This is a genomic window from Erythrobacter neustonensis (assembly GCF_001663175.1).
GTDB lineage: Bacteria > Pseudomonadota > Alphaproteobacteria > Sphingomonadales > Sphingomonadaceae > Erythrobacter > Erythrobacter neustonensis.
Window position 1 is genome coordinate 2855077 of record NZ_CP016033.1, and the last position, 13900, is coordinate 2868976.

Annotated in this window: 16 protein-coding genes and 1 tRNA gene; 1 reads left to right on the forward strand and 16 read right to left on the reverse strand. The window is 64.3% G+C overall.

Annotated elements, in window-relative coordinates; all coding sequences use genetic code 11:
• Window positions 1-124 precede the first annotated feature (124 nt).
• The 5 genes from rimK to A9D12_RS13265 form a co-directional block, all read right to left on the reverse strand.
• Window positions 125-1030: a 30S ribosomal protein S6--L-glutamate ligase gene (gene rimK / locus A9D12_RS13245; RefSeq protein ID WP_068352615.1), complete on the reverse strand. Its 906-nt coding sequence runs from the start codon at window positions 1028-1030 to the stop codon at window positions 125-127.
• A gap of 24 nt (window positions 1031-1054) precedes the next feature.
• Window positions 1055-1510 (reverse strand): ATP-dependent zinc protease family protein, encoded by a 456-nt coding sequence (locus tag A9D12_RS13250; protein WP_068352616.1) that lies wholly within the window; start codon window positions 1508-1510, stop codon window positions 1055-1057.
• Window positions 1511-1526: 16 nt separating this feature from the next.
• Window positions 1527-2000 carry a YbjN domain-containing protein gene (locus A9D12_RS13255; RefSeq protein ID WP_197489828.1) on the reverse strand — a complete coding sequence of 158 codons (474 nt, stop codon included), beginning with the start codon at window positions 1998-2000 and terminating at the stop codon, window positions 1527-1529.
• Window positions 2001-2063: 63 nt separating this feature from the next.
• On the reverse strand, window positions 2064-3938 hold the full coding sequence (locus A9D12_RS13260) for a M2 family metallopeptidase (RefSeq protein WP_068352620.1): 1875 nt from the start codon (window positions 3936-3938) through the stop codon (window positions 2064-2066).
• A gap of 66 nt (window positions 3939-4004) precedes the next feature.
• Window positions 4005-4766 (reverse strand): alpha/beta fold hydrolase, encoded by a 762-nt coding sequence (locus A9D12_RS13265; protein ID WP_068352623.1) that lies wholly within the window; start codon window positions 4764-4766, stop codon window positions 4005-4007.
• A gap of 38 nt (window positions 4767-4804) precedes the next feature.
• Here A9D12_RS13265 and A9D12_RS14775 point away from each other — a divergent pair, with 38 nt between their 5' ends.
• The gene (locus A9D12_RS14775; RefSeq protein ID WP_156522889.1) at window positions 4805-5020 is read left to right on the forward strand and encodes a hypothetical protein; all 216 of its coding nucleotides are present in this window, start codon (window positions 4805-4807) and stop codon (window positions 5018-5020) included.
• Window positions 5021-5023: 3 nt separating this feature from the next.
• Here the strand turns inward: A9D12_RS14775 and A9D12_RS13270 are convergent, their stop codons facing one another.
• The 11 genes from A9D12_RS13270 to A9D12_RS13320 all read right to left on the reverse strand — a co-directional run bounded on the left by A9D12_RS13270 (window position 5024) and on the right by A9D12_RS13320 (window position 13863).
• On the reverse strand, window positions 5024-5596 hold the full coding sequence (locus A9D12_RS13270) for a hypothetical protein (RefSeq protein WP_068352625.1): 573 nt from the start codon (window positions 5594-5596) through the stop codon (window positions 5024-5026).
• Window positions 5597-5679: 83 nt separating this feature from the next.
• Window positions 5680-6705: an aspartate-semialdehyde dehydrogenase gene (locus tag A9D12_RS13275; RefSeq protein ID WP_068352627.1), complete on the reverse strand. Its 1026-nt coding sequence runs from the start codon at window positions 6703-6705 to the stop codon at window positions 5680-5682.
• A gap of 85 nt (window positions 6706-6790) precedes the next feature.
• Window positions 6791-9094, reverse strand: a complete 2304-nt coding sequence (locus tag A9D12_RS13280; protein ID WP_068352628.1) for a S9 family peptidase — start codon at window positions 9092-9094, stop codon at window positions 6791-6793.
• A 158-nt stretch (window positions 9095-9252) separates the two neighbouring features.
• On the reverse strand, window positions 9253-9621 hold the full coding sequence (rplS, locus tag A9D12_RS13285; RefSeq protein WP_068352629.1) for a 50S ribosomal protein L19: 369 nt from the start codon (window positions 9619-9621) through the stop codon (window positions 9253-9255).
• Window positions 9599-10360 (reverse strand): tRNA (guanosine(37)-N1)-methyltransferase TrmD, encoded by a 762-nt coding sequence (trmD, locus tag A9D12_RS13290; protein ID WP_068352633.1) that lies wholly within the window; start codon window positions 10358-10360, stop codon window positions 9599-9601. Before trmD ends, rplS begins: the two co-directional genes overlap by 23 nt.
• Window positions 10361-10666, reverse strand: coding sequence for a hypothetical protein (locus A9D12_RS13295; RefSeq protein WP_068352635.1), 306 nt, complete (start codon window positions 10664-10666; stop codon window positions 10361-10363). It abuts the gene before it with no gap.
• A gap of 76 nt (window positions 10667-10742) precedes the next feature.
• On the reverse strand, window positions 10743-11246 hold the full coding sequence (gene rimM / locus A9D12_RS13300; protein WP_068352636.1) for a ribosome maturation factor RimM: 504 nt from the start codon (window positions 11244-11246) through the stop codon (window positions 10743-10745).
• A gap of 3 nt (window positions 11247-11249) precedes the next feature.
• The gene (gene rpsP, locus A9D12_RS13305) at window positions 11250-11693 is read right to left on the reverse strand and encodes a 30S ribosomal protein S16 (protein ID WP_068352638.1); all 444 of its coding nucleotides are present in this window, start codon (window positions 11691-11693) and stop codon (window positions 11250-11252) included.
• Window positions 11694-11748: 55 nt separating this feature from the next.
• The gene (gene ffh / locus A9D12_RS13310; RefSeq protein ID WP_068352640.1) at window positions 11749-13221 is read right to left on the reverse strand and encodes a signal recognition particle protein; all 1473 of its coding nucleotides are present in this window, start codon (window positions 13219-13221) and stop codon (window positions 11749-11751) included.
• A gap of 132 nt (window positions 13222-13353) precedes the next feature.
• A tRNA-Ala gene (locus A9D12_RS13315) sits at window positions 13354-13429 on the reverse strand.
• 89 nt (window positions 13430-13518) lie between these two features.
• Window positions 13519-13863 carry a TIGR02300 family protein gene (locus tag A9D12_RS13320; RefSeq protein WP_068352641.1) on the reverse strand — a complete coding sequence of 115 codons (345 nt, stop codon included), beginning with the start codon at window positions 13861-13863 and terminating at the stop codon, window positions 13519-13521.
• Window positions 13864-13900: the final 37 nt, after the last annotated feature.

Here is a 13900-nt window from a genome sequence, read left to right on the forward strand (position 1 = left end):
CCCCGCCTGCGCGGTTTTGCCCGGGTCTTGACCCTGTCCAGACCCCCTCCAGCCCGGTTTTGACCCCTGCTTGCGGCAGGGTTTCACGTGAAACATTGGCGCAAGTTGCGCACATGGGCAGGTTTCAGCCCTTGCCCTTGGTCCGGTTCGCCCCGCCTTTGGCATTGGCGGTGGTGAAGTCGATGATCATCCCGGCAATATCCTTGCCGGTCGCGCTTTCGATGCCTTCGAGACCGGGGGAGGAATTGACCTCCATGATCACCGGCCCGTGGTTCGAGCGCAGCATGTCGACCCCGCAGACGTTCAGCCCCATGTGCTTGGCCGCACGCACCGCGGTGGAGCGCTCTTCGGGGGTGATCTTGATCACCTTGGCCGACCCGCCGCGGTGCAGGTTGGAACGGAATTCGTCAGGCGCGCCAGTGCGTTGCATCGCGGCGACCACCTTGCCGCCGACCACCAGTGCGCGGATGTCGGTGCCGCCGGCTTCCTTGATGAACTCCTGCACGAGGATGTTGACGTTGGCCCCGCGAAACGCCTCGATCACCGACTTGGCGCTCGACATCGTCTCGGCCAGCACGACGCCGATCCCTTGCGTCCCCTCGATCAGCTTGATGACCACGGGCGGCCCCTTGACCGCCTTGATGATCTCCTCGGCGGCTTTGGGGTCGTTGGCATAGGCGGTGAGCGGCAGGCCCAGCCCGTGCTTGGCAAGGATCTGGAGGCTGCGAAGCTTGTCCCGGCTGCGCCCGATCGCGACGCTCTCGTTCAGCGACCACACGCCGCGCATCTCGAATTGGCGAAGGATTGCAAGACCATAGTTGGTGATCGACGCCCCGATCCGGGGGATCACCGCGTCATAGGCGGCCACGGCTTCGCCATTGTAGAACACCTGCGGGCGGTGGCTGGCGATATGCACCGTGCACCGCAAGGTGTTCAGGATATCGAGCGTATGCCCCCGCGCCTCGGCGGCTTCCTTCAAGCGCCGGTGCGAATAGAGATTGGCATTGCGCGCCAGCATCGCGATTTTCATGAACACCCTTTCAAGCCCGGCACACTACCGGCGGCCCGGCCCCATATCCGCATTCCCGGGCGATTGCAGCCATGAATAACCGCTATCCACCACCATCCGCCGCCTGAGCGCGGTGCGCCCGATCAGCATCGGAAACTGCATCTGCGAGCGGTCCGCCAGACTGATCTCGGCCCGGAAGGTGAGATTGCCGATGCGAAGCGGCGTCTTGATGACAAAGCGCGTCTGGCGGTCGCCGTTCGACGAGGTGATCCCGCGCACATCGACGTGGATCGCCTCGCAGAAATGCCGCGTGCCGCCCCAGTCGACGGCAAAGCGCACGAAGCGTTCGCCATCACGCTGGAAATCCTCGACCTCATGCGCGTGGAGCGAGGACGTGCGCGCGCCGGTGTCGATCTTGGCGGGTATCCCGGCAAGACCCAATTCGGGAAGGTCGACGAGTTCGCGCCAGCCGACCTGCAACATTTCCGCCCGCCGGGCCATTGCTGGATGTGCCGGCCTATTCGTCTTCGAAGATGATTTCGCCGGCATCCCCGAGCGTCTCGCCATAGCGGCGCAGCGCAGTCATGAACACCGATTGCGGGATGCCGCTTCCGGTCATGATGTCCCAGCGCAGATAGGGATCACCCTCATCGTCGAGCGAAACGGCGAGAAACCGCCATTCGCGCGCGATATGGAGCGCACGCGCGGGGTCCATCGGGGTCTTGCGATCGAAGCCGGTCGAAAGCTGCACCGAATCGCAGCCGGTGTGCGAAGTTTCGTCGCAACCATAGAACAGCACATTGACGCGGTAACCGCCCAGCTCGGTATCGATCATCGGATCGCCCGCGCTGTCGGTCGACAATGTCGCCTCATATCCCGCCGCGGTGATCGCGTTGAGCATCCCTTGCGGGTTTTGCGCGGTCACGGTCTGCGCCTGAGCACCCCCGGCACAAGACAATGCCGCCGCCCCCACAAGGATCAGTCGCTTCATCATATAATTCCCCCCAAAGACATGCGCCCGCCCCGCGCGAACGGGGCGGGCGGATCCGGCCGCTTACCAGCCGGCCTTTTCACGCTTGTTCTGTTCCTTCAGCCACTTCATCAGCGGGGCGAAGTACTCAAGCATGGGCTTGGCGCTCATTTCGCGGGTACCGGTGAACGCTTCGAGCGCGTCGGGCCAGGGCTTGGATGCCCCCATCTCGAGCATCGCACCCAGCTTTTCGCCGACCTGTTTGTCGCCATAGAACGAGCAGCGGTGCAGCGGCCCCTTCCAGCCGGCCGAATCGCACGCCGCCTTGTAGAACTGGAACTGCAGGATCCGGGCGAGGAAGTAGCGCGCATAGGGCGTGTTGCCCGGAATGTGATACTTGCCGCCCGGATCGAAGGCATCGGCCGGACGGTCGCCCGGCGGGACGATGCCCTGATAATCGCGCTTCAGCTTGACCCATGCCGAATTGTAGGTGTCCGGGGTGATCGAGCCGTCGAACACGCCCCAGCGCCACTTGTCGACCAGCAGGCCGAAGGGCAGGAACGCAACCTTGTCCATCGCCTGGCGCAGCAGGAGGCCGGTGTCCTTGTCGGCGCTCGGCACATTGGCGCGGTCGAGCAGGCCGATCTGGACCAGATATTCGGGCGTGATCGACAGCGCGATGAAATCGCCGATCGCTTCGTGGAAGCCATCATTCGCGCCGTTCAGATAGGCATAGGGCTGTTCCTTGTAGGCGCGCTGGTAATAGTTGTGGCCCAGTTCGTGGTGGATCGTGACGAAGTCGCCCGCGTTCACCTTGATGCACATCTTGATCCGGATATCGTCCTTGTTGTCGATATCCCAAGCGCTCGCGTGGCACACCACTTCGCGGTCGGCGGGCTTCACGAACTGGCTGCGCGTCCAGAAGGTTTCGGGCAATGGTTCGAAGCCGAGCGAGGAATAGAAACCCTCCCCGATCTTGACCATGTCGACCGGGCCCTTGCCCTGCTTTTCCAAAAGCTCGCCGATGTCATAGCCGACGTCGCCCGAACCCGGAGGCGCGACCAGCGGGTAGATGTTGCCCCATTCCTGCGCCCACATGTTGCCCAGCAGATCGGCGCGGATCGGCCCGGTGCGCGGCTGCACGGCATCGCCGTACTTCTTGTTCAATTGCGCGCGGACGTAGGTGTGCAGCGCGACATAGAGAGGCTTGGTTTCGGTCCACAGGCGCTCGGTCATCGCGGTGAATTCTTCCGGGCTCATGTCATAGCCCGAACGCCACATCGCGCCGACATTGTCGAAGCCAAGTTCCTTGGCGCCGTCGTTGGCGATGCCCACCATCTTGGCGTAATCGTCCTTCATCGGCGCACCGACATTGTCGTGCCAGCTTTCCCACATTTCCTTGAGTTCGGCCGGCGTGCGTTCGGGGTTGCCCATCTCGGCTTCGATATCGCTGCCGTTGATCGGCTTACCGTTCAGCGTGCCCTTGCCCTTGCCGTAGAGGCTGTTGAGCCGGGTTGCGATCTCGTTCAGCTCGGTCGCGGCGCCGGGCGTGGTCGGCGCGGGCAGGACGAGGCCGTTGCGCATGATGTTGAGCTTGCGCACGACATCGGCATCGAGCCCGGGGACTTCGGCATAGCGCGCCGAAAGCAGTGCGTATTTCACGCTCTTCTCGGTGCCGACCGCATTGATGCGCGCGGCCATCGCGTCGGTGTCTTCGGTGATGTAGGTGCTGTTGACCCAGTTCACCTGACTGGCTTCGACGGTGTAATCGAACAGGTCCTTTTCAGCGGAAGCGACAAATTGCCTGGCGCCTTCGGCGGTCAGCGGGAATGGCAGATCGGTGGCAGCCGGCGCGGGCGCAGCGGCAGGCGCGGCGGTCTGCGCGCTCGCCGGCACGGCAATGCTCGCCGCGGCCAGTGCGGCCAGCGAAGGCATGAGAAGCTTGGGAAGAAGTTTCATCAGATCAGATCCTGTCAGTCGGAAAGGCGTCTCGGAAGTAGCGTGTGAACCTGTGCCGCACCTGAATCAAGTTGCGAGAAAATCGACGATTGCCTTGCCGAATTCGGGCTTGGTCACGGAATTCATGTGGTTGCCGGGCACTTCGATATAGCGCGCATCGGGCAGCCGCGCGGCAAGATCGGGGGCCGAGCCATTGTCGTGGTCATCCGCGCCGCAGATCACGGCCGCCGGCATCGTGATATTGGCCAGCATCGCGAGGTCGAAATCGCCCATCGCATCGAGCAGCAGGCGCGCGGCGATCCGGTCGACCCCTTGCGACTTGAGGAAGGTGCGCGCGGTATAGGCAGGATCGCCCGGCTTGATCGTGTCGAATTCATCGATCACGCGCTTGAAATGATCGGCACGGCGCTGCCAGCCGTCGAGCCCCGCCACGCCCATGCCGCAGATCGCCAGGCGGCGCGGCTCGAGGATCCCGTGCGCGGTCGCATGGATCGCGGTGCGCGCGCCCAGTGAAAAGCCGACGAGGTCGTATTCGCCGGGTGCAAGACCGAAATGATCGGCCACCGCCGCCGCATCGCGCACCAGCACGCCCCGGGGGTATGCAGCCGGATCGTGCGGCGCGGCGCTTTGCCCGTGCACCCGCAGATCGGGCATGATCGCCCGCATCCCCGCCGCGGCCAGCGCCGCGCCGTGGCCCCACTTGATCCAGTTCATCGTCGCGGAAGAAAACAGACCGTGAAGCAGGATGACTGGCCGCCCCTCCCCTTCGATGTGGATCGCAAGGCTGGTGCCGTCGAAGCTGCCCAAATGCTGGATTTCGCTTGTCATGCCGGGGCTGCTAGCCCGGTTCGCGGCACAGTTCCAGCATGCTCGTCCGCGTCGCACATGGCGATCGGCTCGCCTCGGCGGAAATCTGGATCAGTCCGTTGGCGTGCCTGTCTGCTACGTGGAGGCGGGCGGCGATGATCGCCTTTGCCGACAATGGCTATCTGCTGATGCGGATCAAGCGCGCCGCCGCGCAGCTTGCGCTACCGATGCGCCGCCTTTGCGCGCGTGTTGGCCCGGCGGCTCTGTCGGAATAGCGATCAGCGAAAGAAGCACTGCGTCCCGGCGTAAAGCATCTCGACCTTGTCGCCCGCAATGAACCCGCCGATCTTGGGGCCGAGCGCGAATTCCTCGCCCAGCGTGCTGGCTTCGACCTTGGCAAAACCTCGCGCCGCTTCGACCTCGCTGCGTGCCGTGCCAACCTGCACCGCGCCCGGCAGGCGGATCACGCCCTTGCTCGCAGCATCGCCGTCGCGCGGCGCGTGCCAGTTCCAGCCGACCAGTCGGCCCTCCTGGAAATGCGCGGTGAGCCCGCCGGCAAAATCGGTAAAAGTGATCGGGCCTGCCCCGCATTCGGGATTTTCGCCGCTGCGCTGCACCGGCCCGAGCGCCTTGACCAGCGCGGCTTCGACTTCGGTCTGCCCGGCAGCGAAGTAGAAGCTTTCGGATGCCGCGGCCACGCCGTCGGCGCGCAGTTCGACCGCGTTGTCGGACAGCGGCGCGCTCTGGCTCTCGGGAGCGCGCTTGTCCGCCGGGTTGGGCACATCCCCGCTGTCGCAGCCCGCGATAGCCAAAGCCGCCGCGACTGCCATCAAACGCCACAGTTGGATCATATCTGCGCTCCCTCCTGCACTGGCAAACCGCCCTGCCCGCTCATCACTATAGGCACGTTGACAGGGGCCAACGGGCCAGCGGCTTAACCCTTCTTCAGGTGCCGCCGTCCGAGCAGTTCGGCAATCTGCACCGCGTTCAGTGCAGCGCCTTTGCGCAGATTGTCCGAAACCACCCACATCGTCAGGCCGTTCTCGACCGTCGGGTCTTCGCGCACGCGGCTGACGAAGGTGGCCGCATCGCCGACGCATTCGATCGGGGTGACGTATCCACCGTCCTCGCGCTTGTCGATCAGCATCACGCCGGGCGCTTCACGCAGGATGTCCATCGCGGCTTCGGCGGAAAGCTCGTTCTCGAACTCGATATTCACCGCCTCGGAGTGGCCCACGAACACCGGCACGCGCACGCAGGTCGCGGTCAGCTTGATCTTCGGGTCGAGGATCTTCTTGGTTTCGACCACCATCTTCCACTCTTCCTTGGTCGAGCCGTCGTCGAGGAAGGTGTCGATGTGAGGGATCACGTTGAAAGCGATCTGCTTGGTGAACTTGGCAGGCTCGACCGGATCGCCGACAAAGATCGCGCGGCTCTGCTGGAACAGCTCGTCCATCCCCGCCTTGCCCGCGCCGGACACCGACTGGTAGGTCGAGACGACCACGCGCTTGATCCCGGCGGCATCATGCAACGGCTTTAGCGCGACGACCAGCTGCGCGGTCGAGCAGTTGGGGTTGGCGATGATGTTCTTCGCGGTGTAACCGTCGATCGCATCGGGGTTTACCTCCGGCACGATCAGCGGCACGTCCGGGTCCATCCGGTAGAGCGAAGAATTGTCGATCACGATGCAGCCCGCAGCCGCCGCCTTGGGAGCATATTCCTTGGCCGGACCCGAGCCTGCGGCGAACAGCGCGATGTCCCAGCCGGCAAAGTCGAAATGCTCGATGTTCTTGCACTTGAGCATCTTGCCCGTGTCGCCGAACTCGACCTCGGTGCCGGTCGACCGCGGCGAGGCGACCGCGGCCACCTCGTCACACGGAAACTCGCGCTCGGCGAGGACCTGCATCATCTCGCGCCCGACATTGCCGGTCGCGCCGACCACTGCCACCCGGTAACCCACTTGGCATTCTCCTTGTAATTCGCAGACGCGAGATAGCGCGCACTGGCCCATGCGCAAGCAGATTGGTGCCTGTGCAGACCTATACCTATTCGGGCGGGGTCACGCCGTGGGCTTCGAGGAAGCGGAAAATGCTGTTCCAGACGTGCGGGCCGATCTTGGGGCCGGACACGCGGTGGGTGTAGCCGGGATAGAGCATCATCTCGAACGGCGTGTTGCTTTCCTGAAGCACGCTGATGAGTTCGGATGCGTTTTCGAATACCACGTTGTCGTCCGCCATGCCGTGGATCAGCAGCAGCGGATCGGCGATCTTCGTCGCCTCGGGAATCGCGCTGGCTTTTTCGTAGGCTTGCGGCACTTCGCGCGGGTCGCCCATGTAGCGTTCGGTGTAGTGGGTGTCGTAAAGCTCCCACCGCGTCACCGGCGCGCCCGAAATCCCCGCGGCATAGAGGCCGGGATCGGCTTCGAGCTGTTTGAGCGTCATGTAGCCGCCATAGGACCAGCCATAGATCGCGATCTTGGCGGGATCGACGAAATCGAGACCCTTCAGGAACAGCGCGCCAGCCTTCTGGTCGCGCACTTCAGCGCTGCCCATCGCGCGGTAGAGCGGTTGCTCGAAATCGACCCCGCGATTAGCCGAGCCGCGGTTGTCGAGCACGAAATAGATATAGCCCTTGTCGACGATCGACTGTGCCAGCGCCCCGCCCCAGCCCTTGGTCACCATCTGCGGCCCCGGCCCGCCATAATGGCTGAAGAAGACGGGGTAACGCTTGCCCTTCTTCATCTTGGGCTTGAGCATCATCCAGTGCAGCGGGGTGCCGTCCTCGGCAGGGATTGTACCGAATTCGGGGGCGGTGTGCCCGGCAAGGAACGGCGCGTAAGGGTGGCTGCCCGTAACCGCATTCTCCTCGACCCAGGTCAGCCGTTCTCCGGTGGGGGAGGCCAGATAGCTTTGCGGCGGCTGGTTGGCGGACGAACGGGTGATGAACAGTGCCTGCCCGCGGCTGTCCATCGTCGCACCGTGGGTGAAGCCGGGCTCGGTGATCCGTTTGAAACTGCCGCGCGGATCGGCCAGATCGAAGCTGTAGACATGCTGTTCGAGCGCGCTCTCCTCGCTCGTCGCGGTCAGGAACACCAGCCCGGCCGCCTCGTCCACACCGACAAGCCCGGTGACCACCCAGTTGCCGCTGGTGAGTTGCTGGTAGCTCGCCCAGCCGTCCTGCGCGCGGTAGCGGTAGAAGTGGCCGAACCCGTCACGCTCGCTCCACCACAGCAGCGACCCGTCAGCGAGAAACTTGTAATTGTCAGACAGGTTGATCCAGTAGCCGACGCCCTTGGCCGCGCCCGCGTGCTCTTCCTGCACGACCACCTCGGTTGCCCCGGTGGCCGGATCGACCCGCAGCATGTCCAGCCATGTCTGCGCGCGGTTCTGGCGCTGAACGTAGAGCCTGCCATCGGGCGCCCAATCGACCCGCGCGACATAGATGTCGTTCGGGTTTTGGGGATTGTAATAGGCGGCGTCCTGGTGGCTGGCGAGATCGACCTTGACGCTGTTCGTTCCGTCGGGGTTCATCACGAAAAGTTCGACAATGGCATTGTCGGTGCCCGCCGCCGGGTAGCGCTGGTCGAAGACCTTGGTGCCCTTGGCCCCGATCGCCGCGCGAGTGACGATGCCCACGCCCGTCTCGTCGGTACGCTGGACGACGATGCGCGTGTCATCGGGGCTCCACCAATAGCCGGCGGTGCGGTGCATCTCCTCCTGCGCGACGAATTCGGCCTCGCCCCAGCGGATCGTCTCGGCCTCGCCCGCGGGCGTGATCGGCCTGGCCTCACCGCCCACGGGCCCGACCCACAGCCGCCGATCGCGCACAAAGCTGACCGAAGCCCCCTTGGGCGACAATTTCGGATTGAGCTCGGTGCCCTCGGTATCGGTCAGCTGCGTGACGCTGCCATCGAGCCGCGCGAGGAACAGATCGCCGTCGAGCGGCACCAGAACCCCCTTGCCGTCGCTCGCCCACTGGTAGCTGATGATGCCCTTCAGCCCCGCGACCCGCGCGCGTTCGCGCTGCATTTTTTCATCCTCAGACAATTCGCGGCCCGAGCCGAGCTTTTCGGAATCGACCAGCATCCGCCATTCACGGGTGGCAATGTCATAGCCCCACAGGTCATAGCGGTCGCGATCGTCGGCGCGGTTGCGCAGCAGCGTGAGAAAGCGTCCGTCGGGCGACAGCTTGACCTGCCGCGGGGCTGGCCCGTCGAGCCCGGGGGAGGCGAAGACGCGCTCGAAGGTCAGCGCAGGCGCAGCCTCAGCCATGATGGGCGTCTCCGCCAGCACGGGGGCCGTGAGGCAGGTGGTGAGACACAGGGCAACCGCAGCAAGAACCGAACGCATTCAAAGCTCACCTCGTGATATCGTGCCGCCGGAAGAGCGACTGGCCAGCGTTCCTCGCAACCGCGCGGACGAATGGCAAGCACAGAGCGCGGCTTGCGCAAACGAAAAGGGCGGCGCCTTGCGGCACCGCCCTTCGTGTTTCGGAATCCGAAAAAGCCTTACGCCTTGGGCGCAGGTGCCTTGCGCTCGACGATACGTGCGCTCTTGCCGGTGCGGCCGCGCAGGTAATAGAGCTTCGCACGGCGCACCACGCCGCGGCGCACCACGGTGATGCTTTCGACGATCGGCGAATAAAGCGGGAAAACGCGCTCGACGCCTTCACCGAAGCTCATCTTGCGCACGGTGAAGTTGGAACCCATGCCGCGGTTCGAACGGGCGATCACGACGCCTTCGTAGTTCTGAACACGCTCACGGTTGCCTTCCTTCACCTTCACGCCGACGCGGACGGTGTCGCCTGCGCGGAATTCGGGGATGTCCTTGCCGGACTTGGCGATTTCTTCGGCTTCAATCTGCTGGATCAGGTTCATGGCCTGCGTTCCTTGTCTTTCGCTGCGCGCCAGAGGCAGGTTGGACCCGAGCGCCCTCATGGCGCTCCCACAAGTCCGGCCTGCGTAACCGTGTGTCTTCCTCGCTTCTTGCCTTGCGCCAAGCCGCGATCTTCGCATGATCCCCCGATCGCAACACTTCAGGGATCGTGCGCCCGTCCCATTCCTGGGGCCGGGTGTAGTGCGGATATTCGAGAAGGCCGTTTTCGTACGACTCCTCGGTCCCGCTGGAAGCGGCGCCCATTACGCCGGGAATGAGGCGAATGCAAGCATCAAGGATGGTCAGCGCGGCCATCTCGCCGCCCGACAGAACGATGTCGGCAAGGCTGACCTGCTCGATCTCGGGCCGGGCGTCGAACAGGCGTTCGTCAAAGCCTTCGAACCGGCCGCACAGGATGACGACGCCGGGGCCGGCGGCAAGTTCGCGGATACGCTGCTGCGTGATCGGCCGCCCGCGCGGGGTCATCGCGAGGACAGGGCGTCCGGCAAGCTGTGCGCTGTCCAGTGCGCGCGCCAGCACATCGCATTTGAGCACCATCCCCGCCCCGCCGCCAGCGGGCGTATCGTCGACCGTGCGGTGCTTGTCGGTGGCGAAGTCGCGGATCTGGATCGTTTCGCACCCCCATTTGCCGTCCGCCAGCGCGCGGCCTGCAATGGATGCGCCCAGCGGCCCGGGAAACATCTCGGGATAGAGCGTGAGGATGGTGGCGGCGAAGGTCATTCAGTCGAAGGTTCCGGGATCGGCATTGACTTGGCCACGCCGCGTCACGACCAAGGCAAAGGGGAAGGCGAGCGCGGCAAAGATGGCAGTGCCCACCAGCAATGAAATGACCGACACGACCCCGTTGCCCGCATCGATCACCGCAACCACTGCCGGAATCGTCAACAGGATCCCCAGCGCCGCCGCCGAATAGGCTGCGCGCCGGACAGGCGTGCTGTGTCTGAAAACAAAATTGGCAAGGAAACCGGACAGCATCGCCGCGATTGCATAAATGCCGAGAGCGATGATGCCAAACATTACCAGCATCGCAATCCCCTTCCCTCCCCGCGCCGAAAACAGTGCCAACGCAGCGGCGGCGATGGCGGTGGCAACGTTCGACGCGTCAACTTTCGTTGAAATCGGCGTTGATGACCAGACGACTGTCGTCCCATTCGATTACCGCCGCGGGCGTCATCGGGACCATGAAGGTTTTCGGCCCCTTTTCGGGAACCGGATCGCGGGTGATTTCGATGATGTCGGTTGCGCCGAAGTTCTCGATCGCGAGCACGCTGCCCACCGCTTCGCCCGCGTCGGTGACGACCGGCAGGCCGAGCAGATCGGCGTGGTAGAATTCGCCTTCGCCCAGCGGCGGCAGCGCATCGCGCGGGACGGTCAGCACCGTGCCGCGCAGTTTTTCGGCATCCGCGCGCGAGGTGCTTTGTGCAAGCCGGGCAACCGCCCCGCCCTTCCCGTCCTCGCGGATTTTCAATAGCGTCAATGCGCCGTCATTGAAGCTTTTCTGGCTGGCGAGCGTCGCGATGCCTTCGCCGAACAGCTTCAGACGCACCTCGCCCGCCACCCCGTGTGCGCCGGCAATCGCGGCAAGGGTGACGGGCGCGGGGCTCATGGCTTAGCCTTCGGCCTGTTCGTCGCCGGCAGCGGGCGCTTCTTCGGCAGCCGGAGCGGCCGCAGCAGCCTTGGCTTCTTCTTCAGCCGCGCGCTTGGCTTCTTCGGCTTCGGCGATCTTGGCAGCACGCTCTTCAGCACGCTCCTTGGCCTTTTCGCCCTGCTCGCCCTTCTTGGGGTTGTTGCGGGCGGCGCGCTCCTTGATGCCGGCCGCATCGAGGAAACGGGCAACACGGTCGGTCGGCTGCGCGCCGACGCCGAGCCAGTAACGCGCGCGGTCTTCGATCAACTTGACGCGCTCGGGGCTGTCCTTGGCGAGAACGGGGTTATAGGTCCCGATCTGCTCAAGATACTTGCCGTCGCGCGGGCTGCGGCTGTTGGCGACGACGATGCGGTAGTAGGGACGCTTCTTGGCACCGCCGCGCGAAAGCCGGATGGAAATCGACATGTGATGTTACCTTTCGAGTGAATTGAATTTTTGAACTGAAACGATTGATCGAAAACTATTTCTTGCGGGGCAAGCCAGGAAGCCCGGGCGGAAGACCGCCGCCGGTGCCGCCCAATCCGGGGAAGCCGCCGGGGCCGCCAAGGCCTGGCATTCCCCCCATCGGACCGCCCGCGCCGCCCATGCCGCCACCGCCGCCGAGCATTGCAGCCAAGCCCTTGAGCCCGCCCATCTTCTTGATTTGCTTCATCGCGCGGGCCATTTCCTGGTGCATCTTGAGCACCTTGTTGACCGTCTGCACGTCGGTTCCGCTGCCCGCCGCAACGCGCTTCTTGCGCTTGGCGTTCATCAGATCGGGATTGGCGCGTTCCTTGGCGGTCATCGAGCCGATGATCGCTTCCATGTGAACCAGCACCTTGTCGTCCATCCCGGACGAAGCCATCGCCGCCTTGGCTTTCTTCATGCCCGGCATCATGCCCGCGAGCATGCCGAGGCCGCCCATGTTGCGCATCTGCTTCAACTGCATGGCGAGGTCGTTGAGGTCGAACTTCCCCTTTTCGAGGTTGCGCGCGAGCTTTTCGGCGTCCTCTTCCTTGATCGTCGCGGCCGCGCGTTCGACCAGGCTGACAACGTCGCCCATGCCGAGGATGCGGTCGGCGACCGATCCGGGGCGGAAGGGCTCGATCGCGTCGAGCTTTTCGCCGGTGCCGGCAAACTTGATCGGCTTGCCCGTCACGGCACGCATTGACAGCGCCGCGCCGCCTCTGGCGTCGCCGTCCATGCGGGTGAGGACCACGCCGGTCAGCGGCACTTCGCTGGTGAAGGACTGCGCAACGTTGACCGCGTCCTGCCCGGTGAGCGAATCGACCACCAGCAGCACTTCGTTGGGGGCCGACACGCCGGCAACAGCCTTCATCTCGGCCATCAGCGCGTCGTCGACATGCAGGCGGCCCGCGGTGTCGAGCAGCAGCACGTCGAAATTCTGGAGACGCGCGGCTTCCATCGCCCGGCGCGCAATGTCGACCGGCTGCTGGCCTGCCACGATCGGTAGCGTCGCCACGTCGACCTGACCGCCCAGCACCGCCAGCTGCTCCTGCGCAGCCGGGCGATTGACGTCGAGCGACGCCATCAGCGCCTTCTTGCCATGACGTTCGCGGATCAGTTTCGCCAGCTTGGCGGTGGTCGTGGTCTTGCCCGAGCCCTGCAGGCCGACCATCATGATCACGACCGGCGGCTTGGCATCGAGACGAAGGCCTTCGACCTCTACCCCGCCGAGCGTTTCGACCAGCTCGTCATGGACGATCTTGATGACCATCTGCCCCGGCGTAACCGAGCGCAATACATCCTGACCGATCGCCTTTTCGGTGACGGCATCGATGAAACGGCGGGCAACGGGGAGCGCAACGTCGGCTTCGAGCAGTGCGATCCGGACTTCGCGCATCGCATCGCGCACATCCTGCTCGCGCAGCGCGCCGCGGCCCTTGAGGCGATCGAAGACCCCTCCCAACCGGTCTGACAGCGTGTCGAACATCGCCTTGCGTCTCCTGCCGGACACCGCAGCGCCCGAAAAATGCGAAAAACGCCGGCGGACGAAACCTCGTCGGCCAGCGTTGCGAAACAGCGCCCCCGAGGGGCTGCGTATTCCGACTTTGATCAGGATGACTGGTGGAGCCTAGCGGGATCGAACCGCTGACCTCAACACTGCCAGTGTTGCGCTCTCCCAGCTGAGCTAAGGCCCCGAGCCAGTCATCATGCGAAGCAGAGCGTTGTGCTCTGCCTGCGGGAGGCGGCCATTAGAAGGGCCTCCTCCCGCTTGCAAGCAAAAAAATCAGTTTTCGTCACCGTCGTCGTCACCGGTGCCGGTGGCAACGCCCAGATCGTCGTCGCCGCCGAGGTCGACGTCGTTGTCGGGCGAATCGTCGTCCTCGTCGATGTCCTCGATGTCTTCCAGATCGTCGATCGCGTCATCGCCGCCCAGATCGGCGTCGGCATCGACATCGGCCTTCTTCTGCACTTCCTCGAAGGGAATCGGCTGCTTGGACTTGAGCACGGGTTCGGGCGACCAGGTTTCGCCGCATTCGATGCAGGCGACCGGGTTGTCCTTGCCGAGATCGTAGAAACGTTCCCCGCACTTCGGGCAGGTACGCTTAGTACCCCATTCGGGCTTGGCCATTGTTATTCCTCAATCAGGGCCAGCCCTCAAGGCAGGG